The organism is Neotabrizicola paludis (genome assembly GCF_044142105.1).
Lineage (GTDB): Bacteria > Pseudomonadota > Alphaproteobacteria > Rhodobacterales > Rhodobacteraceae > Pseudogemmobacter.
The window spans coordinates 651,815-673,404 of record NZ_JBGTYM010000002.1; the positions used below are offsets into that span (position 1 = coordinate 651,815).

General features: G+C 65.7%; 23 protein-coding genes. 16 read left to right on the forward strand and 7 right to left on the reverse strand.

Going from position 1 to position 21,590, the window contains the following annotated elements; translation table 11 throughout:
* Positions 1–135: 135 nt before the first annotated feature.
* Positions 136–3,039 carry an isoleucine--tRNA ligase gene (ileS, locus tag ACED67_RS08310; RefSeq protein WP_395541101.1) on the forward strand — a complete coding sequence of 968 codons (2,904 nt, stop codon included), beginning with the start codon at positions 136–138 and terminating at the stop codon, positions 3,037–3,039.
* A 50-nt stretch (positions 3,040–3,089) separates the two neighbouring features.
* Here the strand turns inward: ileS and ACED67_RS08315 are convergent, their stop codons facing one another.
* A complete protein-coding gene (locus tag ACED67_RS08315; protein WP_395541102.1) occupies positions 3,090–3,284 on the reverse strand; it encodes a DUF1127 domain-containing protein in 195 nt (64 codons plus the stop codon).
* Positions 3,285–3,384: 100 nt separating this feature from the next.
* On the opposite strand from ACED67_RS08315, the gene ACED67_RS08320 reads away from it, so the two are divergent.
* From ACED67_RS08320 to ACED67_RS08330, 3 genes are all read left to right on the forward strand, one after another.
* Complete coding sequence (locus tag ACED67_RS08320; protein WP_395541103.1) at positions 3,385–4,281, forward strand: LysR family transcriptional regulator; 897 nt, start codon at positions 3,385–3,387, stop codon at positions 4,279–4,281.
* Complete coding sequence (locus ACED67_RS08325; protein WP_395541104.1) at positions 4,278–4,718, forward strand: methylated-DNA--[protein]-cysteine S-methyltransferase; 441 nt, start codon at positions 4,278–4,280, stop codon at positions 4,716–4,718. The genes ACED67_RS08320 and ACED67_RS08325 overlap by 4 nt, the downstream gene beginning before the upstream one ends.
* A gap of 103 nt (positions 4,719–4,821) precedes the next feature.
* Complete coding sequence (locus ACED67_RS08330) at positions 4,822–5,658, forward strand: EamA family transporter (protein ID WP_395541105.1); 837 nt, start codon at positions 4,822–4,824, stop codon at positions 5,656–5,658.
* A gap of 34 nt (positions 5,659–5,692) precedes the next feature.
* Here the strand turns inward: ACED67_RS08330 and ACED67_RS08335 are convergent, their stop codons facing one another.
* The 3 genes from ACED67_RS08335 to ACED67_RS08345 form a co-directional block, all read right to left on the reverse strand.
* Entirely contained in the window at positions 5,693–6,397 is a 705-nt protein-coding gene (locus ACED67_RS08335; RefSeq protein WP_395541106.1) for a CDP-alcohol phosphatidyltransferase family protein, read from the reverse strand.
* Positions 6,398–6,574: 177 nt separating this feature from the next.
* Positions 6,575–7,498 carry a tyrosine recombinase XerC gene (locus ACED67_RS08340; protein ID WP_395541107.1) on the reverse strand — a complete coding sequence of 308 codons (924 nt, stop codon included), beginning with the start codon at positions 7,496–7,498 and terminating at the stop codon, positions 6,575–6,577.
* Entirely contained in the window at positions 7,495–8,187 is a 693-nt protein-coding gene (locus ACED67_RS08345) for a DUF484 family protein (RefSeq protein ID WP_395541108.1), read from the reverse strand. Before ACED67_RS08345 ends, ACED67_RS08340 begins: the two co-directional genes overlap by 4 nt.
* A 323-nt stretch (positions 8,188–8,510) precedes the next feature.
* Between ACED67_RS08345 and ACED67_RS08350 the strand changes: the two genes are divergently transcribed.
* Entirely contained in the window at positions 8,511–8,645 is a 135-nt protein-coding gene (locus tag ACED67_RS08350) for a hypothetical protein (RefSeq protein WP_395541109.1), read from the forward strand.
* 172 nt (positions 8,646–8,817) lie between these two features.
* A complete protein-coding gene (locus ACED67_RS08355; protein WP_395541110.1) occupies positions 8,818–9,924 on the forward strand; it encodes a hypothetical protein in 1,107 nt (368 codons plus the stop codon).
* A gap of 382 nt (positions 9,925–10,306) precedes the next feature.
* Here the strand turns inward: ACED67_RS08355 and fsa are convergent, their stop codons facing one another.
* A complete protein-coding gene (fsa, locus tag ACED67_RS08360) occupies positions 10,307–10,960 on the reverse strand; it encodes a fructose-6-phosphate aldolase (protein ID WP_395541111.1) in 654 nt (217 codons plus the stop codon).
* Between the two features lie 112 nt (positions 10,961–11,072).
* On the opposite strand from fsa, the gene ACED67_RS08365 reads away from it, so the two are divergent.
* The 3 genes from ACED67_RS08365 to ACED67_RS08375 all read left to right on the forward strand — a co-directional run bounded on the left by ACED67_RS08365 (position 11,073) and on the right by ACED67_RS08375 (position 14,864).
* Positions 11,073–13,262, forward strand: coding sequence for a primosomal protein N' (locus ACED67_RS08365; RefSeq protein WP_395541112.1), 2,190 nt, complete (start codon positions 11,073–11,075; stop codon positions 13,260–13,262).
* A 253-nt stretch (positions 13,263–13,515) separates the two neighbouring features.
* Entirely contained in the window at positions 13,516–14,388 is an 873-nt protein-coding gene (locus tag ACED67_RS08370; protein ID WP_395541113.1) for a 50S ribosomal protein L11 methyltransferase, read from the forward strand.
* A gap of 125 nt (positions 14,389–14,513) precedes the next feature.
* Complete coding sequence (locus ACED67_RS08375; RefSeq protein ID WP_395541114.1) at positions 14,514–14,864, forward strand: hypothetical protein; 351 nt, start codon at positions 14,514–14,516, stop codon at positions 14,862–14,864.
* A gap of 152 nt (positions 14,865–15,016) precedes the next feature.
* Here ACED67_RS08375 and ACED67_RS08380 read toward each other — a convergent pair whose 3' ends face one another.
* Positions 15,017–15,220 (reverse strand): DUF1127 domain-containing protein, encoded by a 204-nt coding sequence (locus ACED67_RS08380; RefSeq protein WP_395541115.1) that lies wholly within the window; start codon positions 15,218–15,220, stop codon positions 15,017–15,019.
* A gap of 326 nt (positions 15,221–15,546) precedes the next feature.
* Here ACED67_RS08380 and ruvC point away from each other — a divergent pair, with 326 nt between their 5' ends.
* The 5 genes from ruvC (at position 15,547) to ACED67_RS08405 (ending at position 19,761) form a co-directional block, all read left to right on the forward strand.
* On the forward strand, positions 15,547–16,059 hold the full coding sequence (gene ruvC / locus ACED67_RS08385; RefSeq protein WP_395541116.1) for a crossover junction endodeoxyribonuclease RuvC: 513 nt from the start codon (positions 15,547–15,549) through the stop codon (positions 16,057–16,059).
* Positions 16,056–16,730, forward strand: coding sequence for a Holliday junction branch migration protein RuvA (gene ruvA, locus ACED67_RS08390; protein ID WP_395541117.1), 675 nt, complete (start codon positions 16,056–16,058; stop codon positions 16,728–16,730). The genes ruvC and ruvA overlap by 4 nt, the downstream gene beginning before the upstream one ends.
* 55 nt (positions 16,731–16,785) lie before the next feature.
* Positions 16,786–17,709: a zinc metalloprotease HtpX gene (gene htpX, locus ACED67_RS08395; RefSeq protein ID WP_395541118.1), complete on the forward strand. Its 924-nt coding sequence runs from the start codon at positions 16,786–16,788 to the stop codon at positions 17,707–17,709.
* 173 nt (positions 17,710–17,882) lie between these two features.
* A complete protein-coding gene (gene ruvB, locus ACED67_RS08400) occupies positions 17,883–18,911 on the forward strand; it encodes a Holliday junction branch migration DNA helicase RuvB (RefSeq protein WP_395541119.1) in 1,029 nt (342 codons plus the stop codon).
* 232 nt (positions 18,912–19,143) lie between these two features.
* A complete protein-coding gene (locus ACED67_RS08405; protein ID WP_395541120.1) occupies positions 19,144–19,761 on the forward strand; it encodes a hypothetical protein in 618 nt (205 codons plus the stop codon).
* Between the two features lie 8 nt (positions 19,762–19,769).
* Here the strand turns inward: ACED67_RS08405 and ACED67_RS08410 are convergent, their stop codons facing one another.
* Positions 19,770–20,237, reverse strand: a complete 468-nt coding sequence (locus ACED67_RS08410; RefSeq protein ID WP_395541121.1) for a CreA family protein — start codon at positions 20,235–20,237, stop codon at positions 19,770–19,772.
* 104 nt (positions 20,238–20,341) lie between these two features.
* Here ACED67_RS08410 and ybgC point away from each other — a divergent pair, with 104 nt between their 5' ends.
* Positions 20,342–20,755 (forward strand): tol-pal system-associated acyl-CoA thioesterase, encoded by a 414-nt coding sequence (gene ybgC, locus ACED67_RS08415; protein ID WP_395541122.1) that lies wholly within the window; start codon positions 20,342–20,344, stop codon positions 20,753–20,755.
* A 139-nt stretch (positions 20,756–20,894) separates the two neighbouring features.
* A complete protein-coding gene (tolQ, locus tag ACED67_RS08420) occupies positions 20,895–21,590 on the forward strand; it encodes a protein TolQ (RefSeq protein WP_395541123.1) in 696 nt (231 codons plus the stop codon).

Here is a 21,590-nt window from a genome sequence, read left to right on the forward strand (position 1 = left end):
AAGCTTCTATAAGGCGCGCCATGTGCTGCGGGCCCGCCTTTCGTCGAATTAGCGGCCCGGCGGTCTGACCCTGTCAGCCGCCGGGTTTTTGTGATTCCCCCCAGGCCGCAACAGATTTCCAGACAGAGGCTAGACATGCCCGCCGATACCGCCCCGACGCCCGATTACCGCGACAGCGTTTTCCTGCCCGAAACCGAATTCCCGATGCGCGCGGGCCTGCCGCAGCGCGAGCCGGGCTGGTTGGCGCGCTGGGAAAGGATCGGCGTCTATGACCGTCTGCGGGCGCAGACGGGCCGGGCGCCCTTCGTGCTGCATGACGGTCCGCCCTATGCCAACGGCCATCTGCATATCGGTCACGCGCTGAACAAGGTCTTGAAAGACATGGTCGTGCGCAGCCAGCAGATGATGGGCCGCGATGCGCGCTATGTGCCGGGCTGGGATTGCCATGGCCTGCCGATCGAATGGAAGATCGAAGAGCAATACCGCGCCAAGGGCCTGAACAAGGACGATGTCGACACTGTCGCCTTCCGTCAGGAATGCCGCAAATTCGCCGAGGGCTGGATCGACATCCAGCGCGAGGAATTCAAGCGCCTGGGCGTGACCGGGGCCTGGGACCGGCCCTATCTGACCATGGACTACCACGCCGAGGCGGTGATCGCGGGCGAGTTCCTGAAGTTCCTGATGAACGGCTCGCTCTATCAGGGCTCGAAGCCGGTCATGTGGTCGCCGGTGGAAAAGACCGCCCTGGCCGAGGCCGAGGTGGAGTATCACGACCATACGAGCCATCAGGTTTGGGTCGGTTTCCCGGTTCTGGCCGGGGCCTCGGGTGGCGGTGAACTGGCGGCACAAAAGGCCAAGGTCGTGATCTGGACCACGACGCCCTGGACCATCCCGCAGAACCGCGCGGTCGCCTTCAACCCGGCTATCGCCTACGGGCTGTACGAGGTTTCGGGGGAAGCGCCGGGCTTCTATCTTGTCGCCGACAAGCTGGCGGCAGGTGTTTTTGCCGCTGCCAAGATCGAAGACGGCGCGGTAAAGCGCCTGCGCGATGTGCCGGCGGACGAGCTGCGGGGACTGTTCCTGGCGCATCCGTTCCGGCGCGTCGAAGGCGGCAAGGGCGAGTGGGACTATGACGTGCCGCTCCTGCCGGGCGAGCATGTGACCGACGATGCGGGCACGGGCTTTGTCCATACCGCGCCAAGCCATGGCGATGACGACTATCAGCTGGGCCTCAAATTCGGCCTGCCGATGACCTATAATGTCGAGCCGGACGGGTCGTATCGCGCCGATCTTCCGCTGTTCGGCGGCCAGCACATCATCCTGCCCGATGGCAAGGAAGGCCCGGCGAATGTCTCTGTGATCAAGCAATTGGCCTATGCGGGCGCGCTGTTCGCCAAGGGCAAGCTGCGGCATTCCTATCCGCACAGCTGGCGGTCCAAGGCGCCGGTGATCTATCGCAACACGCCGCAATGGTTTGTTGCCATCGACAAGAAACTTGACGATGGCATGACGACCTATGGCGACACGATACGCAGCCGCGCCCTGACCTCGATCAACCAGCTGGTCGAATGGACGCCCTCAACCGGGCGCAACCGGCTGCATTCGATGATCGAGGCCCGGCCCGACTGGGTTCTGTCGCGCCAGCGCGCCTGGGGCGTGCCGCTGACCTGCTTTGTGAAGAAGGGGGCCAAGCCGACCGATGCCGATTTCCTGCTGCGGGACCCGAAGGTGAATGCCCGCATCATCGACGCTTTCGAGAAAGAAGGCGCCGATGTCTGGTATGTGCAAGGATTCAAGGAAAGAGTGCTGGAAGGAATCGTCGATCCGCAGGATTATGCGCAGGTCATGGATGTGCTGGATGTCTGGTTCGACTCCGGCTCGACCCATGCCTTCGTTCTGCGCGACCGCGCCGATGGCGCGGCGGATGGCATTGCCGACCTGTATCTGGAAGGCACCGACCAGCATCGCGGCTGGTTCCATTCCTCAATGCTTCAGGCCTGCGGCACCAAGGGCCGCGCGCCCTATCGCGGTGTGCTGACCCATGGTTTCACCTTGGACGAGAAGGGCATGAAAATGTCCAAATCTCTGGGCAACACCGTCGCGCCGCAAGAGGTGATCGACGAATATGGCGCTGATATCCTTAGGCTTTGGGTCGCGCTGGCGGATTACACGGTCGACCTGCGCATCGGGAAGGAAATCCTGAAAGGCGTGGCCGACAGCTACCGCCGCCTGCGCAATTCCATGCGCTTCATCCTGGGCAACCTGGCCGGCTTCACCGAGGCGGAGCGGGTCAGCCCGGAGGAGATGCCGGAACTGGAACGCTGGGTGCTGCATCGTCTGGCGGTTCTGGATGCGCGTGTGCGCGAGGGTTACGCCAGCTACGACTTCCAGGGCGTGTTCCAGGATCTCTTCACCTTCTGCACCACCGATCTTTCCGCCGTCTATTTCGACATCCGCAAGGATTCGCTCTATTGCGACGCGCCCTCCTCGCGCACGCGGCGGGCCTGCCGGACGGTGCTGGACCTTCTCTATCAGCGGCTGACCACCTGGCTGGCGCCGATCCTGACCTTCACCATGGAAGAGATCTGGCTGTGCCGGAATCCGGGCGACGACTCCTCGGTTCATCTTCTGGACTTCCCGGAAACCCCGATCTCCTGGCGCGATGACGCGCTGGCGGCGAAATGGGACGGCATCCGTGCGGTGCGCCGCGTTGTCACCGGGGCGCTGGAGATTCAGCGCACGGCCAAGGTGATCGGGGCATCGCTGGAAGCCGCGCCCGTGGTGCATGTGGCGGATACGGCCATTCTGGCGGCGCTGAAATCGGTGGATTTCGCCGATCTCTGCATCACCAGCGGGCTGCAACTCACCGCCGATCCCGAGCCGCAGGAGGCGTTCCGTCTGCCGGAAGTACCGGGTGTGGGTGTGGTTTTCGAGCGCGCGCCGGGCGAGAAATGCCAACGCTGCTGGAAGGTCCTGCCGGATGTGGGTACGCATTCCCATCCGGGTACCTGTGCTCGGTGCAACGCAGCATTGGGCTGATCTGAAAAGGAAAATGTCGCGGAGGGCCAAGGCCCCCCGCGACCAGTCCGCTAGCCTGCCACAGGGAGTGTGAGGCCAGTCGTCGATGCCTGCGGCGCGACGGCCGCGATGCCCTGACCACGATGCAGAGCTTCCAGATCGGCACGGGTCAGACCGATATCCTCGAGCAGCCGGTCGTCGGCCCGTTCCAGCAGGAACGCGGTCGAACGGCGCAGCTGCAGCAGGGTGACGAGACGGGCGAACATGAGAACCTCCTTCGGATGATGTCCTTTTGTCTCATGTGGTTTGACATTTCACAAACGAATAGCTCTAATGGGCATCATTTGTAAAACTCATGAGTTTGCCGTGGCCGCACCGCTCGACAGCGATCTGATGCGCAGCTTTCTGGCCGTGGCCGATACCGGGTCGGTCACAAGCGCCGCCGCGCGGCTGGCGCGCACGCAATCGGCCGTCAGCCTGCAGATCAAACGGCTTGAGGAAAGCCTTGGCCAGCCGCTGTTCCAACGCCAGGCGCGCGGGGTGGTTCTGACACCGCGGGGCGAACAGCTTGTGCCCTATGCGCGCCGCGTGGTGGTGCTTTTGGACGAAGCGGCGCTTGCGTTGCGGGAAAAGCCCCTGGTCGGGCCGGTGCGGGTGGGAATCCCCGACGAATATTCCGGCACCATCCTGCCGCGCGCGCTGGCCGCTTTCGACGAGCGGCATGAGGGCGTGCAGGTGACCGTGCGTGTCGACCATTCGGAAAGCCAGATGCGCGCGCTCGCCGCCGATGAACTGGACCTCGCCGTGATCTATGACTGGTCATATGTCGATGAAGGCGAGATCCTTTGCGTCGATCCTACCGTCTGGGCAACCTCGATCACCCATGCCCAGCATCTGCGCAAGCCGGTGCCGGTTTGTACCTATTTCCGGTCGGACTGGTGCCGGGAATTCGCCGAAGGCTCGCTGAACCGGCAAGGGATTGACTGGCGCGTCGCCTGGTCCTGCGATCTGTCCAGCGGCTTTCGCATCGCCGTAGTGAACGGGATGGGCATCGCGCCCCTGTCGCGTTCGACCATTCCGGCGGGCTGCCGCGAGCTGACGGCGGCCGACGGCTTCCCGATCGTCGACAGCGCACGCGTGGTGCTGCGGCGCAACCCGCGCGGCACGTCCCCGGCGGTTGAGGGCATGGCTGCGCTGCTGCGCGAGGCCTTTGCCCCCTTGGCGGGCGCCTTGCCCAGCCCGGCCCGGCGGGCGGCGGAATGAGGGTTCTGGACACCCCCTTCGGCCCGGTCGCCCTGCGGCTGCGCGAGGGCCGGATCAGCGCGCTGATCTGGGGGCGCGATGGCGACGAGGGCGCACCGGTGCAGGACGGGCTGCGCCAGCTTGCCGAATATTTCGCGGGGCAGCGGCACGTCTTCGACCTGCCGCTGGATTGGGGCGAGGGGCTGAACGGCGCGGTGCGCCGGGCGATGGCGGCGATCCCCTTTGGCGAAACCCGCACCTATGGCGAGATCTCAAGGCTTGTCGGCGCTCCGGCGCAGGCGGTGGGCCAGGCCTGCGGCGCGAACCCGATCCCGATCATCATTCCCTGCCACCGGGTTCTTGGCGCGAAAACCCTGGGCGGCTTCTCGGCGCCCGGCGGGGTCGAGACCAAGGTGGCGCTCCTGCGCCACGAGGGCGCGGCGGGGCTGCTGATCTGATGATCCGTGCCGGCCTCTGCAGGGCTGATCTTGCGCCCGTCCTGCTGCAACGGTAACGGTTGCGCGACAGTTCTGTGACACCTTCTGGCGATGGGCGGCCCGATTGAGCCTTGGCGTCTTTCTGGCGGTCCTTGCGGCGGCCTTCCTTCATGCGCTGTGGAATGCGCTGATCAAACTTGGCACCTCGAAGCTGGGGGCCATGGTGATCATGTCGATTTTCGAAGTGCCGATCGGCCTGGTTCTGGTGGCCTTCCTGCCGCCTGTGTCGCTGGACTCGATCCCCTGGATCATCGCCGCCGGCTGCACGCATTTCGGATACAAGTTTTTCCTGTCGACGGCTTATGACAAGGGCGACCTGAGCCGGGTCTATCCCATCGCGCGCGGTGCGGCGCCGATGATCGTGGCGTTGGTCGGCGCCTTCGTTCTGGCGGATGCGCTGAGCGGGCGACAATATCTGGCCATCGCGATTCTGGCCCTGGGCATCCTTCTGATGGCGCGGGGCGTCTTCGCGGCGGGCGAAGACCGGCGGCTTCTGCCCTTCGCGCTGGGATCGGCGGCGGCGACGGCGGCCTATACGCTGTTTGACGGGATAGGGGCGCGGATTTCCGGCTCGGCCGTGGCCTATGTGTCCTGGGTCTTCGTGGCGGATGGGCTGATCTTCTCGTTGGGGATGCTGGCGCTGCGTGGCCGCGCGATCCTGCCGCGTGAGCCGCGCGCCTGGGGCATGGGGGCGTTTGCAGCCGCCGCCTCTTTCGGCTCCTATGCGGTGGCGATCTGGGCGATGACCCTGGCGCCCATCGCGCTGGTGGCGGCGCTGCGCGAGACCTCGATCCTCTTTGCCGTGCTGATCGGCTGGCTGGTCTTTGGCGAGCGTATGGGCAGCGGCAAGGCGGTCGCCGCATTGGTCATTGTCTGCGGCGTGTTGCTGACCCGGATTTAGCCGCGGCAAATTCCCGACGAAAGCGCGGGTTGCCTCAGCGCAGACGGCGGATACCTTCGGGAAGGATCTGCTGCGCTATGCCCGCAAGCGCCAGATAAAGCGAGGTCAGGATCAGGCTCCAATGCGCGAAGCTGCCTTCGGCGAAGTCGACCCACGCCGCCCAGGCCGCGAAACCGATCCAGGCGATGCAGACCCAGAGATTCATCAGATGCCAGCGCGGGGTGCGGGTGGGATGGATGAACTTGAGATTGGTGAACATCGCCAATGTCAGGCCCACGGTGACGAAAAGGGTGATCCAGGGCTCGGGATCCACGGCGAAAAGCACCAGCACGACCATGTTCCAGCAGGCGGGGAAGCCGGCAAAGCTCTTGTCCTTGGTCTTCATCCGCGTGTCGGCGAAATAGACCACCGAGCCGTAGCAGATCACGATGATCGCCAGCCATCCGGTCCAGCCAGGCAGCAGGCCCGATTTGAACAGCGCGAAGGCGGGGATGAAGACATAGGTCAGATAGTCGACGATCAGGTCCATCAGGACGCCGTCATAGGTCGGCCAGTTCTTCTGGGTGTCGTAGCGACGGGCCAGCGGGCCGTCGATCCCGTCGACGATGAGCGCGACGACGAGCCAGAGGAACATCAGACTCCACTTGCCTTCGACAGCCGCCAGCATGGCAAACATCGACAGGACCGCGCCCGTGGCGGTCAACAAATGGACAGAAAGGGCCTTGAGGCGCGGTGACATGGTGCACTTGTTGCCGCAAATGGCCGGGCATTTCAATGCCGCAGCGCGGGGGGCAGGGGCAGGAAGGGCCTACCTGCCGTCGATCTGCGGCGGTGGCCCGGTTCATTTGCCGCAATGCGCGCCCTGCGCGGCAAGTGGCTCCGTCGCGTCCTGCGTCGGCCGGCTGGCGGTGGTCTGTCAGGCGCGGGGATGCGCCTTGTCGTAGACCTCCATCAGCCGCGCCGCATCGACGGCGGTATAGGCCTGGGTTGTGGACAGCGAGGCATGGCCCAGCAATTCCTGGATCGCGCGCAGATCGCCCCCGGCGGAAAGCAGATGGGTGGCGAAGCTGTGGCGGAGCGCATGGGGTGTTGCGGTGGCCGGAAGGCCCAGCTGGTTGCGGGCCTTTTCCATGGCAAGCTGGATGATGCGCGGACTGAGGGGGCCGCCCCGCGCACCGCGGAACAACGGTCCCGCGGGATCGGGTGGATGGGGCAGAAGCGCGACATAATCGGCCACCGCCTGCGCTGCCTGCGGCAGCACCGGCACAAGCCGCGTCTTGCCGCCCTTGCCGGTGATGCGCAGCACCGGCGGCAGGGGGTGATCCGCGCCTGTCAGCCCCAGCGCCTCGGAGATCCGCAAACCGCAGCCGTAAAGCAGCGTCACCACGGCGGCATCGCGGGCCTGCTGCCAGTCGCCGCGCGATTGCTGGCCGGCAACTTCCAGCATCTCTTCCGCGCCCTCGATGCTCAGGGGGCGCGGCAGCTTGCGGCGGTATTTCGGGCCACGGGCCGAAAGAATGACTGTGGCTTCAAGGTCTTCGCGCTCGGCTGCCCAGGCGGTGAAGCCTTTCACCGCCGACAGGGCGCGGGCCAGCGAGCGGGAACCCAGCCCCTCGGACCGGCAGAAGGCCATCCAGGCGCGCAAGTCGGTCTGCGGCGTGGCCAGCACGTCGCGCAGCGCCAGGGGGCCGCCATGATGGTGGGCCAAAAAGCCAAGAAAACCAGACACGTCGTGGGAATAGGCTGCCAGCGTGTGGCGCGAGGCACCTTTCAGTGCCTTGAGATGGGCAAGCCATTCCGCAAGGGCGGCAGAGACTTGCGGAGAGAGGGCGAGGCTCACGCCAGCCAGCGCCGCATCGTGCGCTCGAACACCCCGGCGAAGAAGGCGAGCAGATCGCTGCCCTGAGTGGGTTTGAAATGATGCGGATCCTCGGCGCCCAGAACCAGCATTCCGGGCAGGCGGCGCTGGCCGAAATCAAGCCGCAAAAGGGCCTCTGAGCGGATGAAACCGGCGCGGTCGCCATAGAGCGCGTCGCCCTCGGGCATGGTCTGGCGCAGGGTGACCGGGCGCAGCGGCACATTGCGCCCCCCCGAGATATAGCGGGAGATGAAACCCGGCTCCGCCACATACAGCACATCGCCCAGGCGGCGAAGGGCGGGATCGTCGCCTTCGACCTTGGATTCCAGCACGAGGCGGGCGCAATCGACGCGCAGGGTGGCGGCGACATCGGTGGCCAGGGTTTTCAGGAAATCCTCGAAGCTCAGCGGGTCGAGCATCTGCAGGATGGCGCGGTGGACGAGGTTGGTGCCGGCGAGGTTTTCGTAGGCCGCGGCGATGACGGAACGGTGGGTGTCTTCCAGCCGTTCCAGCCGGGTTTCCAGCCGCTGCATCGCGATGCCGCGCAGGTCTACCACGTTGTTTCCCATGGCTCTTTCATTCGCAGCGACAAGGGCATTCATCACGTCGCGATCTTCCAGCAGGGTTTCCGGCTCGGACAGGATGCGGTCGCGGAGGTCTGGTTCGATCATGGAAACTCGGCCCGGTTCTTCTTGTGGTTCGCGCCGCAGTATAGGCGGAAAAGGCCAAGGGGCGGTAGGGCCTGAGCGCAACAGGCGGGGGATTTCGGCGGCCGCAAGCGCGGCGGAAGGGGATGTCTTCCGAAGGTCTTCCCAACGTCTTCCGAACGTCTTCCGGGTGGGGGCATGTGCGCCGCCGATCATCGACGTGTTGCACGGCGCCTTCCAAGGGGTCGGCAGGGGGGAGCCGCAGGGCCGAAACCATCGCGTATTACCGCAAGCGGGAGGAGAGCCATGACGGGCCGAAGCCGGGTTTTGGCGATCTGGCGCGGGAGATGGGCGAGGCCTGGGCCGACGAGGGGCCGGGGCTGGAGCAGAACGCGCGGGCGAAGCTGCAGGAGTTGATGCAGCGGAAGTTCGGGGCGAAGGGCGTGCCGGCGGGGGAGAAGGGGGAGCCTTGGCTGAGGTGAGGGGGGCTAGACGCCAGATGCCGGGGTTGGCGCTCGCGAGGGCTGGCGGCTTTGGACGCGACAATAGTTAGGTCAAAGCGGTATTCGTTGCTTTTCAAGCCCAAAACGTGAAGTAAGCTATAGGAAGGCGGTAGGTACCACCAGTAACCAGAGGCGAAGCAAACGAATGGACTTGTCTAAGATCACCAAACCCCAATGGGTATTTCATTCAGATACCGTGGGCGACTGGGACGTATACTTCTATTCTGTTAACGCGGCCATCGCCATCGAGAAGCACCTAAAGAGTGAGACTCAGAACTCAATAGAGGCAATCCGAAAGATTATGGGCTTGATGCTCAAGAGCCGCGTTGATGGTCAAGACGGCGACAAGCCGCGCGAGCCAACAGAAGCCGAAATCATCGCATTCTCAGGCGAAGATGTCGATAGATTCTCGCGCGAATTTCTCGCGAATGACAAATCATTCGACCGGAACCCGGAAATCATTAAAAGAGAAGATCAGTCAGATTCGGATTTTTTGTTGAGAGTGCTAGAAGATGAGAATAATAGGACGAGCGCGAGGTTGCGCGAGACTTTTGCCACTTTCAAGGACACTCTTGGCGGACTTCTTGGAAGTCAAAATGCCGGTATCAGAAACGTCAGCGAAGCACTTCTAAAACAGAACGAAGGGCTGGAGAGCTTCTACGGCTCAAAACGCGCCCCCAAAATAAGCTCTTTGAATTGGGATCCGACGAGCTTCAGACCAATAGACCTCCCTCCGAACCCGATCCACGAAACCAATGAACGCTTGGGCGACGTGACCGAAAGGCTCGAAAACCTCGTTGGCTTCGGAGAAAACGCGCTTAAGATAATGAATGGCCTGCAGATTGCGACGGCGGAGTTTCTTGATAATTTCTCGACAGAAGCAGATAAGAACAGCAAGGCCGCAAACAAAGCCATCCTCGTTGGTATTTTCGCAATTGTCTTCTCGATTGCGCAAATCGCATATACCGAATATTGGCGAGTGCCGCAAGATACTGTGGCCATGGACGCTGCGCTTGCCAGTATCAGAGGCGAGATAGATGAACTCCAAACGGCATTGGGAAGCGATCTAGGCAGTTCGCAAGCCGCATTACAAAGTGTTTCCGTGGCCGTCGTGGATGCGGTTCAGTCGAGTGGCGACACCAGTTCCACGTTGCTACAATCAATCGAACAGTTACTGAGGCTGCAGCAGGCGCGGGATCAGGCCATCCTTGAAGCGCTAAAAGGTATTGCTGCGATCCTGACTCCGCAGTCGAAATAGCCATTCTGGCGTTGGCCTCCTGCATTGGCAATCTTACTGCCATCTGGCGTCTGACCACGCAAATGTGGACCGCGGGCAAACCTCGGGTGGCAGGCGCGGTCAGCTGGGCTTTGGACAAATCCGACAAAAAGGGAGGCGCGGGATCTCGGGGGCGTCAGAGACACTTCTGCTCCATCCTCGCCCGCCGTCGCGCAAGTCTGACCGCGCCCGCCCCCGGGGGGCGGGTCGGGCGCGGTCAGATTTGCTTTGGCAAATCTGACGGAGGGGAAGCGCCAGGGATGGTGCGCAATGAATGCGCATCCTACGGGCGGTGTCGCCCCCCTCCCCCAGCCCCTCCCCACAAGGGGGAGGGGAGGCGATGGGGGGGAGGCGCGGCGATTGCTTAAAGAATCTTCTGCCCGGTCTTCGCCCAGTCCTTCATGAACTGCTCCAGCCCCTTGTCGGTCAGGACATGGCCCGCCATGGCCTTGATCACGTTCGGCGGCGCGGTCATCACATCGGCGCCGATCAGGGCGGATTGCGAGGCGTGGTTCAGGGTGCGGACCGAGGCTGCGAGGATCTGGGTCTCGAAGGCGTAATTGTCATAGACTTGGCGGATGTCGGAGATCAGCTCCAGCCCGTCGAGGTTGATGTCGTCAAGCCGCCCGATGAAGGGCGAGATGAAGGTGGCGCCGGCCTTGGCGGCCAGAAGGGCCTGGTTGACCGAGAAGCAGAGGGTGACGTTGACCATCTTGCCTTCGCCCGACAGGGTCTTGCAGGCTTTCAGCCCGTCCCAGGTCAGCGGCACCTTGACGGTGATGTTCGGCGCGATCTCGGCCAGTTTGCGGCCCTCGGCGATCATCTCATCGGCCTTGAGCGCCACGACCTCGGCGGAAACCGGGCCCGCGACGATGGAGCAGATTTCCTTGGTGACTTCCAGGATGTCGCGGCCGGATTTCAGGATCAAGGAGGGGTTGGTGGTGACGCCATCCACCATGCCCAGATCGTTCAGCTCGCGGATCGCCTCGACATCGGCGGTGTCGACGAAGAATTTCATGGCCGGGTCCTTTCGGGGAATGGCAGGGGTGGAGATGCAGGGGTGGGGCGGGTATTACCCCAGAATGGAGCGCGGCGAAAGATGGGCCGGGCGAAAGATGTGAGCGCTAACAGTGGTCGAGCGGGTCTTCAGCGAAGGCGAGTTGGTCGGGGTTCTGACGACCGAGCCGCTGGGGCGGGTGCTGGACTACAAGGCGCCCGAGGGCGGTTGCGGCACGGGGGATTTCGTCGAGGTGCCCCTGGGGCCGCGCCGGGTGCTGGGCTTGGTCTGGGGCCCGGGCGCGGGGGGCTGGGATCCGGCCAAAGTAAGGCCGGTGAACCGGGTGCTTGACGCGCGGCCGATGCGCGAGGAGCTGCGGCTGCTTTTGGCGCGGGCGGCGGATTACACGCTGACGCCGCTGTCCGCGATGCTGCGGCTGGCGACGCGGGCGCCGGGTCTGGGCGAGGCGCCGTCGACACGGCGGGTCTATCGGCTGGCGGGGCCGGTGCCGAACCAGTTGACCGAGGCGCGGCATCGGGTGATCGAGGCCTTGCGGGCCTATGGCGGGGCGGCGGTGACGCTGGGGGAACTGGCCGAGGCGGCGGCCTGCGGGACGGGCGTGGTCAAGGGGCTGGTGAAGCTGGGGGTTCTGGCCGAGGAGGAGGCGCCGAAAGACCTGCCCTATCCGCGGCTGGAGCCTGCGGGGCTGATGCGGCTGGAGGGCGATCAGCAGGCGGCGGGGGATGCGCTGGTCCATGCGGTGGCGGCGGAGGCCTATCAGACCTTTCTGCTGAAGGGCGTGACCGGGTCGGGCAAGACCGAGGTCTATCTGGAAGCGGTGGCCGAGGCCCTGCGGCGCGGGCGGCAGGCGCTGGTGCTGCTGCCGGAAATCGCGCTGACGGCGGATTTCCTGGCCCGCGTCGAGGCGCGGTTCGGGGCGCGGCCGGGGGAATGGCATTCCGGCGTGACGCAGACGGAACGGCGGCGGCTGTGGAAGATGGCGGCGGAGGGCGAGGTCGGGCTGGTGGTGGGCGCGCGTTCGGCGCTGTTCCTGCCGTTCCGCGATCTGGGGCTGATCGTTGTCGATGAGGAACATGACACCTCCTACAAGCAGGAGGAGGGGGTCTTGTACAATGCGCGCGACATGGCGGTGCTGCGCGCCTCGATCCTGGGCTGTCCGGTGGTCTTGTCCTCGGCCACGCCCTGTCTGGAAAGCTGGGTGAATGCGGAAAGCGGCAAGTATACGCGGCTTGACCTGACTTCGCGTTTCGGCGTGGCCGAGATGCCGGCGATGCGGGCGATCGACATGCGGGCGGAAAGCCTGCCGGCGGGGCGCTGGCTGTCGGAGACCCTGGCGCGGGGGGTGGAGGCGCGGCTGCAGGCGGGGGAGCAGAGCCTTCTCTTCCTCAACCGCCGCGGCTATGCGCCGGTGACGGTGTGCCGCGCCTGCGGCGGGCAGGTCGGCTGCGACCATTGCGATGCGCGGATGGTCGAGCATCGCTTTCTCAAGCGGCTGGTCTGCCACCAATGCGGCGCGACCAAGCCCGTGCCCGAGGCCTGCCCTTCCTGCAAGGTCGAGGGCAAGATGCATGCCGTCGGCCCGGGGGTGGAGCGGCTGGCCGAGGAAGTGGCGGCGCGCTTTCCCGAGGCGCGGATGGCGGTGCTGTCCTCGGATCTGTTCGGCTCGGCCCGGGCGTTGAAGGCGCAGATCGAGGAGATCGCGGCGGGGGCGGCGGATATCGTCATCGGCACGCAGATCGTGGCCAAAGGGCACAACTTCCCGCTGCTGACGCTGGTGGGGGTGATCGACGCCGATCTGGGGCTGCAGGGCAGCGATCTGCGGGCGGCGGAGCGGACCTTCCAGTTGATGCGCCAGGTGGCCGGGCGCGCGGGGCGGGCGGAGAAGCGCGGCGAGGCCTGGTTGCAGACCCACCAGCCCGAGCATCCGGTGATCCAGGCGATCCTGTCGGGTGCGGATGAGGCCTTCTGGCGCGCCGAGGCGGCGGAACGCCGGGCGGCGGGCGTGCCGCCCTATGGCCGGATGGCGGGGATCATCCTGTCGGGGCCGGATGTGGCGCAGGTCTTCGATCTGGGCAATGAGCTGGCCCGCCGCGACGCGCCGCTGCGCGAGGCCGGCGCCCAGGTTTTCGGCCCGGCCCCAGCGCCGATCGCAAGGGTGCGTGGGCGGCATCGGGTGCGGCTTCTGGTCAAGGCGGCGAAATCGGTGCCGCTGCAGGCCGCGCTGCGGGCCTGGATCGGGCAGGTGCGGGTGCCGCCGCAGATCCGGCTTGCCGTCGATATCGACCCGCAGAGCTTCTACTGACGCCGCGGCGTCAGATTGAGCGGCTTCGCCGTGGGTCTTTTCTCTCTCCTCTGGCCTCGCGGCCAGCCGGCTTGGCCGCGCCTCCGGCGGGGATATTTGGGAACAGGTGATTTGCGGCGAGACGCCTTTCGCCCTTCTTCTGTTCTCAAATATCCCGGGGTCCGGGGCGGCGCCCCGGCGGGATCTGCAAGGCACGGCGCTTGCGAATGAGGCTTCCACGGCCTAAAGCCCGGATAAGCCAAGGAGCGCCGCCATGCCGACCTATTCCGCCCTGACCACCCTGACCGGCGAAGAGCCCGCGCGCGCTCTGGGCGAGGCGATGGAGCGCATGGATCCGGAGCCCTATGGCGTCGGCGTCTTCGAGGTCGAGGACGGGTCGGGCATCTGGGAGGTCGGCGGGTATTTCCACGACGCGCCCGACGAGATCGTGCTGGAAATCCTGGCCACCGCCTTTGGCGCCAAGAGCTTTCTGGTCAGCGAATTGCCCGAGGTCGACTGGGTGGCCAAGGTGCAGCGCGAATTGCACCCGGTCGATGCCGGGCGCTTCTTCGTCTATGGCAGCCATGATGCCGACAAGCTGCCCGAGGGCCGCATCCCGCTGCAGGTCGAGGCGACCATGGCCTTCGGCACCGGCCATCATGGCACCACGCTGGGCTGTCTGCTGGCCTTCGACCGGCTTTATACCGACGGGCTGCGCCCGACGAACATCGCCGATATCGGCTGTGGCACCGCGGTTCTGGCCATGGCGGCGGCCAAGGTTCTGCCCGAGGCAAAGATCATCGCCAGCGACATCGATCGAGTGGCGGTGGATGTGGCCGAGGCCAATGTGGCGATCAACGATCTTCAGGGCCGCATCGTCTGCCTGGAGGCGGCGGGCTTTGCCCATCGCCGCATCGGCGACGCGGCGCCTTTCGACCTGATCTTCGCCAATATCCTGAAAGGGCCGCTGATCGAACTGGCCCCGGCGATGGGAAAACATGCCGCCAGGGGCGGGCATGTGATTCTCTCTGGCCTGCTGGTCGTGCAGGCCGAGGCGGTGATCGCCGCCTATCTGGCCGAGGGCTTCCGTTTGCAGGATCGAAACGATCTGGGGGAATGGTCGGCATTGGTTCTGGTTCGAGAATAAGGGCCTGAAAATCCTCAGGAAATGCCTTGCGCTTATCGCCTTGCGAAGCCGTTCGCCCCATTCTTGCCACAATCTCGACGCATCAATTCCTTAAGGCGGGGGCCTTAGTATGATTGGTGAACGAGATGTGGGCCGACCCGAATCTCAATGAGTTTTATGGCCGCGTGAAGCGGATCGAGCGTCTGCATCGCAAGGGCTATGGTTTCGAGGCGGCGGGCACGCTGGGCCGGTCGGCCACCTATCGGCGCGAGCGGTCCTGGGGGCGCATGCTGCGCAAGGCGCTTGTGATCGTCGCCATGGGCATGGCGCTCAAGGGCGCGATCCATTTCACCGTCGGCGCCGAAACCTATGACCGCCGCGTGGCCGAACTTGGCACGGGCACGGGCGTCGATCCTCTGGCCGCGACACTGATGCAGGCCGATCCGGTGACCCGTCTGATCTCGGCCTTCCTGGAACAGGTTTTCCCCGCGCGCTGAGGCCTTGCGGGTGGGCAAGGCGACGGGCACGGCCCTGCCCGGACGCCCCCCGCCCGCGGTCTATGCCGCATTGCAGAAACAGAAAGACCGTCTTCGGTGTCCCGAAGACGGTCTTTGCATGTCCGGCGACCGTTCTTGGTCTTCGGGCGCTTTCAGCGCCCCAGCATCTCGATGTCACCGCGGCACAGGCCGATATCGTCCAGCTCGCGATCCGAGAGCTTGCCGAGGGCCTTGCGGGTGACGCGCGCATCATTCCAGGCCGAGAAAGCCGCAAAGGCGTTCGACAGCACGTTGACTGCGCGGTAGGTCGTGATGGCGCCGAACGGCGCCGGGCGGCTCGTTTCGATGGCGGCCATGGTGTGTTCCTTTTCAAAACTGACTAAAACGAAGGCGTTCCCTCGTTCGTGAAGCCAGATAATCGGGCCATGTCTGACTGGCAAGCTGCAGTGCAGCATGACAGCCTTGCGCGCGCTGCATGGGTGCGGACACAATTGTGCCGCAATTCGATGTGGGGGTCTGGCGGCGGCGCGAATATGTCGTTTTCCGTACTCGAACTGTCGCCTGCAACGTATGTTAGGCGCCCGGCGCAGAGGGTGCAACCCCTGACAAGGTCCTTGGCGGATGTTCCCTATTCGTGCTATTTCGTCACGAAATGACAATAACGGGCGGGGCAGTCGTAACAATGCGTGTGATCGGCATCGATCCGGGGCTGCGAAACCTGGGCTGGGGGGTGATTGATGTGCAGGGCACCCGAATCATCCATGTCGCCAATGGCATCTGCCACAGCGAAAGCGGCTCGGATGAGCTGGCGGGGCGGCTGGCGCTGTTGCACGGGCTGTTGACCGAGGTCTTCCGCACCCATGCACCGGATGCGGCGGCGGTGGAGCATACATTCGTCAACAAGGATGCGGTGGCGACCCTGAAGCTGGGGCAGGCGCGGGGGATCGCGCTGCTGGTTCCGGCGCAGTTCGGGCTGCGCGTCGGGGAATATGCGCCCAATGCCGTGAAGAAATGCGTCGTCGGCGTGGGCCATGCCGCCAAGGTGCAGGTCGATCACATGGTCCGGCTGCATCTGCCGGGCGCGCAGATCGCGGGGCCGGATGCGGCGGATGCGCTGGCGGTGGCGATCTGCCATGCCCATCACCTGCAATCGGCGGGCCGTTTCGAGGCGGCATTGCGGAAGGCTGCGGGATGATCGGCAAGATTTCCGGCAGGGTCGACTGGAAGGGCAGCGACAGCGTGCTGATCGATGTGCGCGGCGTGGGCTATATCGTCCATGTCAATGACCGCACCCTGGCGGCGCTGCCGCCGGTGGGCGAGGCCTGCGCCCTGTTCACCGATCTTCTGGTGCGCGAGGACCTGCTGCAGCTTTTCGGCTTTCCGACCATGCTGGAGAAGGAATGGCACAAGCTCTTGATGACGGTGCAGGGCGTGGGGGCCAAGGCCAGCATGGCCATTCTGGGCGCGCTGGGGGCCGAGGGCGTGGCGCGGGCGATCACGCTGGGCGATGCGCGGGCGGTGCAGGCGGCGCCGGGCGTGGGGCCGAAGCTGGCGCAGCGGGTGATCCTTGAGCTGAAGGCCAAAGCCCCGGCGGTGATGGCGCGGGGCGTGTCGCTGGCGGGGACGGCGGAGCTGGACGAGGTGATCGAGCCTCTGCCCGCCGCGAAACCCGCGCGGGCGGCGCCCAAGGCGGCCGAGGGGGCGAAGCGGGCGGCGCAATCGGCCGACGCGCTTTCGGCGCTGCTGAACCTGGGCTATGGCCAGGGCGATGCGGCGCAGGCCGTTGCCACCGCGGCGGGCGAGGCGCCCGAGGCCGAGGCCCCGGCATTGATCCGGGCGGCGCTGAAACTGCTGGCGCCACGCTAGCGGGGAACTTGCGGCCGGCTTGGCGACTTTCCATATCCGATGGGATTTGGAGAGGATGGCGATGGTTCGCACCTTTGTGCTGATGGCGGTGATGACGGCCCTGTTCATGGGGCTGGGGGCGCTTCTGGGCGGGACGAGCGGCGCGCTCGTCGCGCTGGCCGTGGCGGGGGCGATGAACCTTTTCGCCTTCTGGAATTCCGACAAGGCGGTGCTGCGGATGAACGGGGCGCGGCCCGTCGATGCGCGCAGCGCGCCCGATCTGGTGGCGATGGTGCATTCTCTGGCCGACCGCGCCGGCCTGCCGCATCCGGCGGTCTATGTGGTCGAGACGGCGCAGCCCAATGCCTTTGCCACGGGCCGAAGCCCCGCGCATGCGGCGGTCGCGGTGACAACCGGGCTGATGCAGGCGCTGAGCCGCGAGGAACTGGCCGGCGTGATCGCGCATGAGCTGGCGCATATCAGGCATCGTGACACGCTGACCATGACGGTCACGGCGACCATGGCCGGGGCGATTTCCATGCTGGCCAATTTCGCGCTGTTCTTCGGCGGCAACCGGGACCGGCCGGGCGGGGTGATCGGGACGATCCTTCTGATGATCCTGGCGCCGCTGGCGGCCGGTCTGGTGCAGATGGCGATCTCGCGCTCGCGCGAATATGAGGCTGACCGGCTGGGCGCCGAGATCTGCGGCCAGCCCGCCTGGCTGGCGCAGGCCTTGCAGAAGATCGAGGCGCTGGCGCGGCGGGTGGTGAACCCGGCGGCCGAGCGCAACCCGGCGATGGCGCATCTGTTCATCATCAATCCGCTGAACGGGCAGGGGGCGGACAATCTGTTCGCCACCCACCCTTCGACCGCGAACCGGGTGGCGGCGCTGATGCAGATGGCGGGCGAGGGGCGGGCGATGCGGCCCACCGCGCCCGAGGCGGCGGGAAGCTCGATCCCGCGCGCGGGCCAGCGCCGCAACCGGGCGCCCTGGCGCTGAGGCCGCGCGCCCGGTTCCGGCTTTTCCTGCGTCCTAAAGGCCAGGCTGAAGGAACATCGGCTTCATCTTGGCGAAAGATACGCCCGCCGGAGGCGGGGCGCGGCTGGGCACGCCCCGGCGGGGATGCGGCGCGGGCCTTGCAAAGCGCGCGGCGTTCGGGGATTGTTCCGGCCATGTTGGCCCCCGATCCCCAATTGCGCCCCGAGCGCCTGCCGGAAGATTCTGACCGCGCCCTGCGGCCGCAGGTCTTGGAGGAATTCATCGGCCAGGCCGAGGCGCGGGCCAATCTGCGCATCTTCGTGGAAAGCGCGAAGATGCGCGGCGAGGCGATGGATCACACGCTGTTCCATGGGCCGCCCGGGCTGGGCAAGACCACGCTGGCGCAGATCATGGCGCGGGAGCTGGGCGTGGGGTTCCGCATGACCTCGGGGCCGGTTCTGGCCAAGCCGGGCGATCTGGCGGCGATCCTGACCAATCTGGAACCGCGCGATGTGCTGTTCATCGACGAGATCCACCGTCTGTCGCCGGTGGTCGAGGAAGTGCTGTATCCGGCGATGGAGGATTTCGCGCTGGATCTGGTGATCGGCGAGGGGCCTGCGGCGCGGACGGTGCGGATCGATTTGCAGCCCTTCACGCTGGTCGGCGCCACGACGCGGCTGGGGCTGTTGACGACGCCCCTTCGCGACCGCTTCGGCATTCCGACCCGGCTGCAATTCTATACCGAGGATGAGCTGTTCGAGATCGTGACCCGGGGCGCGCGGCTTCTGGGCGTGCAGGCCGAGGAGGCGGGCTGCCGCGAGATTGCCCGCCGGGCGCGCGGCACGCCGCGGATTGCCGGGCGGCTGCTGCGCCGGGTGGTGGATTTCGCCCTGGTCGAGGAAGGCGGGCGGATTTCGCGCGCACTGGCCGACCGGGCGCTGACGCGGCTGGGCGTCGACAATCTGGGGCTGGATGGCGCGGATCGGCGCTATCTCGTGCTGCTGGCCGAGAATTACGGCGGCGGCCCGGTCGGGGTGGAAACCATCGCCGCCGCGCTGAGCGAGCCGCGCGATGCGATCGAGGAGGTGATCGAGCCCTATCTGCTGCAGCAGGGCCTGATCCAGCGCACACCGCGCGGCCGGATGCTGGGGGCAAAGGCCTGGCGGCATCTGGGGTTGGAAGCGCCACGGCAACCGGGCCAATCGGATCTGTTCGACGGGTGAGGCCGACAGCGATCTGGCCGCGTGGCTGCCGCCGCATGGCTTTTGTTCGTGGCTCGTGGCCGCGCCCGATGCGGACCATGGAATGCTCAGCGGCACTGCTCCTCCCGCGCCAGCTGGCTCGAGCCTATGGCGCCTCGCTGGCGCGCCCCGGAATGGTGCTGTCAAGTTGAATGGGCTTGACCCCAAGGCGCGGGGCGGGGAAATCCGGGGCCGGTTTTTCAGGGAGCAGGCGATGGTGGCGGGTGAGATCGAAAAGCTGTTCACGCGCGGCGACGGAAGGTTTCTCTGCGCCCGCTGGGGACGGCCGATCGTGCCGGTGGTTTTCGGGGTCGAGGAGGCGACGCTTGCCGTGGTCAAGGGGGCGATCGAGGCCATGGTCGCGCTGGCTGGGCATCAGATGGCCGAAACCGACCCTGAACTGGGCGCGAACCTGATGGTCTTCTTCTTCCGCGACTGGGCCGAACTGCCGCAAGTGCCGAACCTGGACCGGCTGATCCCCGATCTTGGCCCGCTCTGCGACCGGCTTTCGACGCAGGGCGCGAACCAGTATCGCGCCTTCCGCTTCGATCCCGAGGGCGGCATCCGCGCCGCTTTCGTTTTCCTGCGCATGGACGAGCATCTGGCCGCCATGCCCGCCGAGGCCCTGGCTTTGGCCCAGGCGGCGGAAGCGATGCTGACCTGGGGCGAGGGGGCTTTTGCGGCGCTCTCGCCCCTGGCCGAGGTCGAGGGCAAGATCATCCTGCGGCCAGAGATCGCGGCGCTGATCCGGGCGGCCTATGATCCGGTTCTGCCGGTCATGGCGCAGGATGGCAGCCATGCCTTGCGCCTGGCGGCGCGGGCGGGGGGCTAGACCGGCGGTCAGTTCGGGGCGGGCACGTCATCGGACAGGGGCACGACCGAGATCGACATCTTGCCCGAGCCTTCGGTGATCTCGCTGGCATGGGCGAGGTAGACGAGGGCGTGGTTCTTCGCGTCATAGATTCTTGTGACTTCGATCGTCTTGAGGATCAGCGACTGGCGTTCGGAAAAGACCGTCTCGCCGCCCTTATCGGTGTCGATATCTCCCAGCGTGATCGGCCCGGTCTGGGTGCAGTCGACGGCGGACCAGGACGGGTCCTCGAACCAGTTGCCCTGGGTAAGCCGGTCGTAGATCGAGCGGTCGAAATAGGCGAGGTGGCAGGTGACGCCTTCAACCTTGGGATCGGTGATCGCCTCGACGATGATGTCATTTCCGACCCAGTCGACGCCGACCTGGCCAATTTCCTCGGCTGAGGCGGGGGCGGCGAGGGCGCAGAGGGCGAGGGCGGGCAGACGGGGAAGCGACATCGGAACCTCTTGCTGTTTTGCGGATCAACGCCAATGGGCCGCATGGCGTTCCCGGCAGGCGGATGCCATGAAGGGCGGGACAGGGGCAGGACGGGAGCCGCACCATGACCGAAAGCGCCGCGCATCGCATGACCCTGCGGGTCTATTACGAGGATACCGATCTTGCGGGTATCGTCTATTACGCCAATTACCTGAAATTCATCGAGCGCGGGCGCACCGAATGGGTGCGGGCGCTGGGCGTGGATCAGGCGGTGCTGAAGGCCGAGACGGGCATCGTCTTTGCCGTGCGGCGGGTCGAGGCGGACTACCTGCGCCCGGCGCGCTTCGGCGACGAGCTGACCGTGACCACCCGGCTGCAGATGATCGGCGGGGCGCGGATCGTGGTCGAACAGGAGGTGCTGCGGACGGGAGAGCGGCTGTTCCAGGCGGTGGTCACGCTGGTCTGCATGGGCGAGGATGGCCATGCCGCCCGCGTGCCGCCCGATCTGCGGGCGAAACTGGCGCCGCCGCTGCATTAGGCGGGGGCTGCCGCCGTGCTGCACTTGTGATGGGCGGGGCTGTGCCGGTCTCCAACTTGTGTTGGCATTCCCTCTGTAACCTTGATAGAATCCACGGTAACGGGCGGCAGAACGGCCCGATCCTAAACGAGCAGGCGTATTGAACATGGAAACACTCGCCCCGGCGGCGGAGATCGATTTCTCCTTGCTCGCCCTTTTCGCACGCGCGACCGTGACGGTGCAGATTGTCATGATCGCGCTGATGATCATGTCCTTCTGGTCCTGGGCGGTGATCATCCAGAAGCACATCCTGTTCCGCGAAGCCAAGCGCGAGGCGGCGATCTTTGACCGTGCCTTCTGGTCGGGCGAGCCCCTGGATGAGCTGTATGAGAAGATCGGGCCGGAACCGCAGGGCGCCAGCGAAAAGGTCTTCGCGGCGGGGATGCTGGAATGGCGGCGCAGCCACAAGCCGGATGGCGCGCTGATCGCGGGGGCGCAGGCCCGGATCGACCGGGCGATGGATGTGGCCATCGCGCGCGAAAGCGAGCGGCTGAACAAGGGGCTGTCCTTCCTGGCCACCACCGGGTCGACCGCGCCCTTCATCGGGCTGTTCGGCACGATCTGGGGCATCAAGCATTCGTTCGAACAGATCGCCCTGTCGCAGAATACCTCGCTCGCCGTGGTGGCGCCGGGCATCGCCGAGGCGCTGCTGGCGACCGGCATCGGTCTGGTCGCGGCCATTCCGGCGGTGGTGTTCTACAACAAGCTCAATGCCGACAGCGAGCATATCCAGGGCAATTACGAGAGCTTCGCCGACGAATTCGCGACGATCCTGTCGCGTCAGCTGGATTCCTGA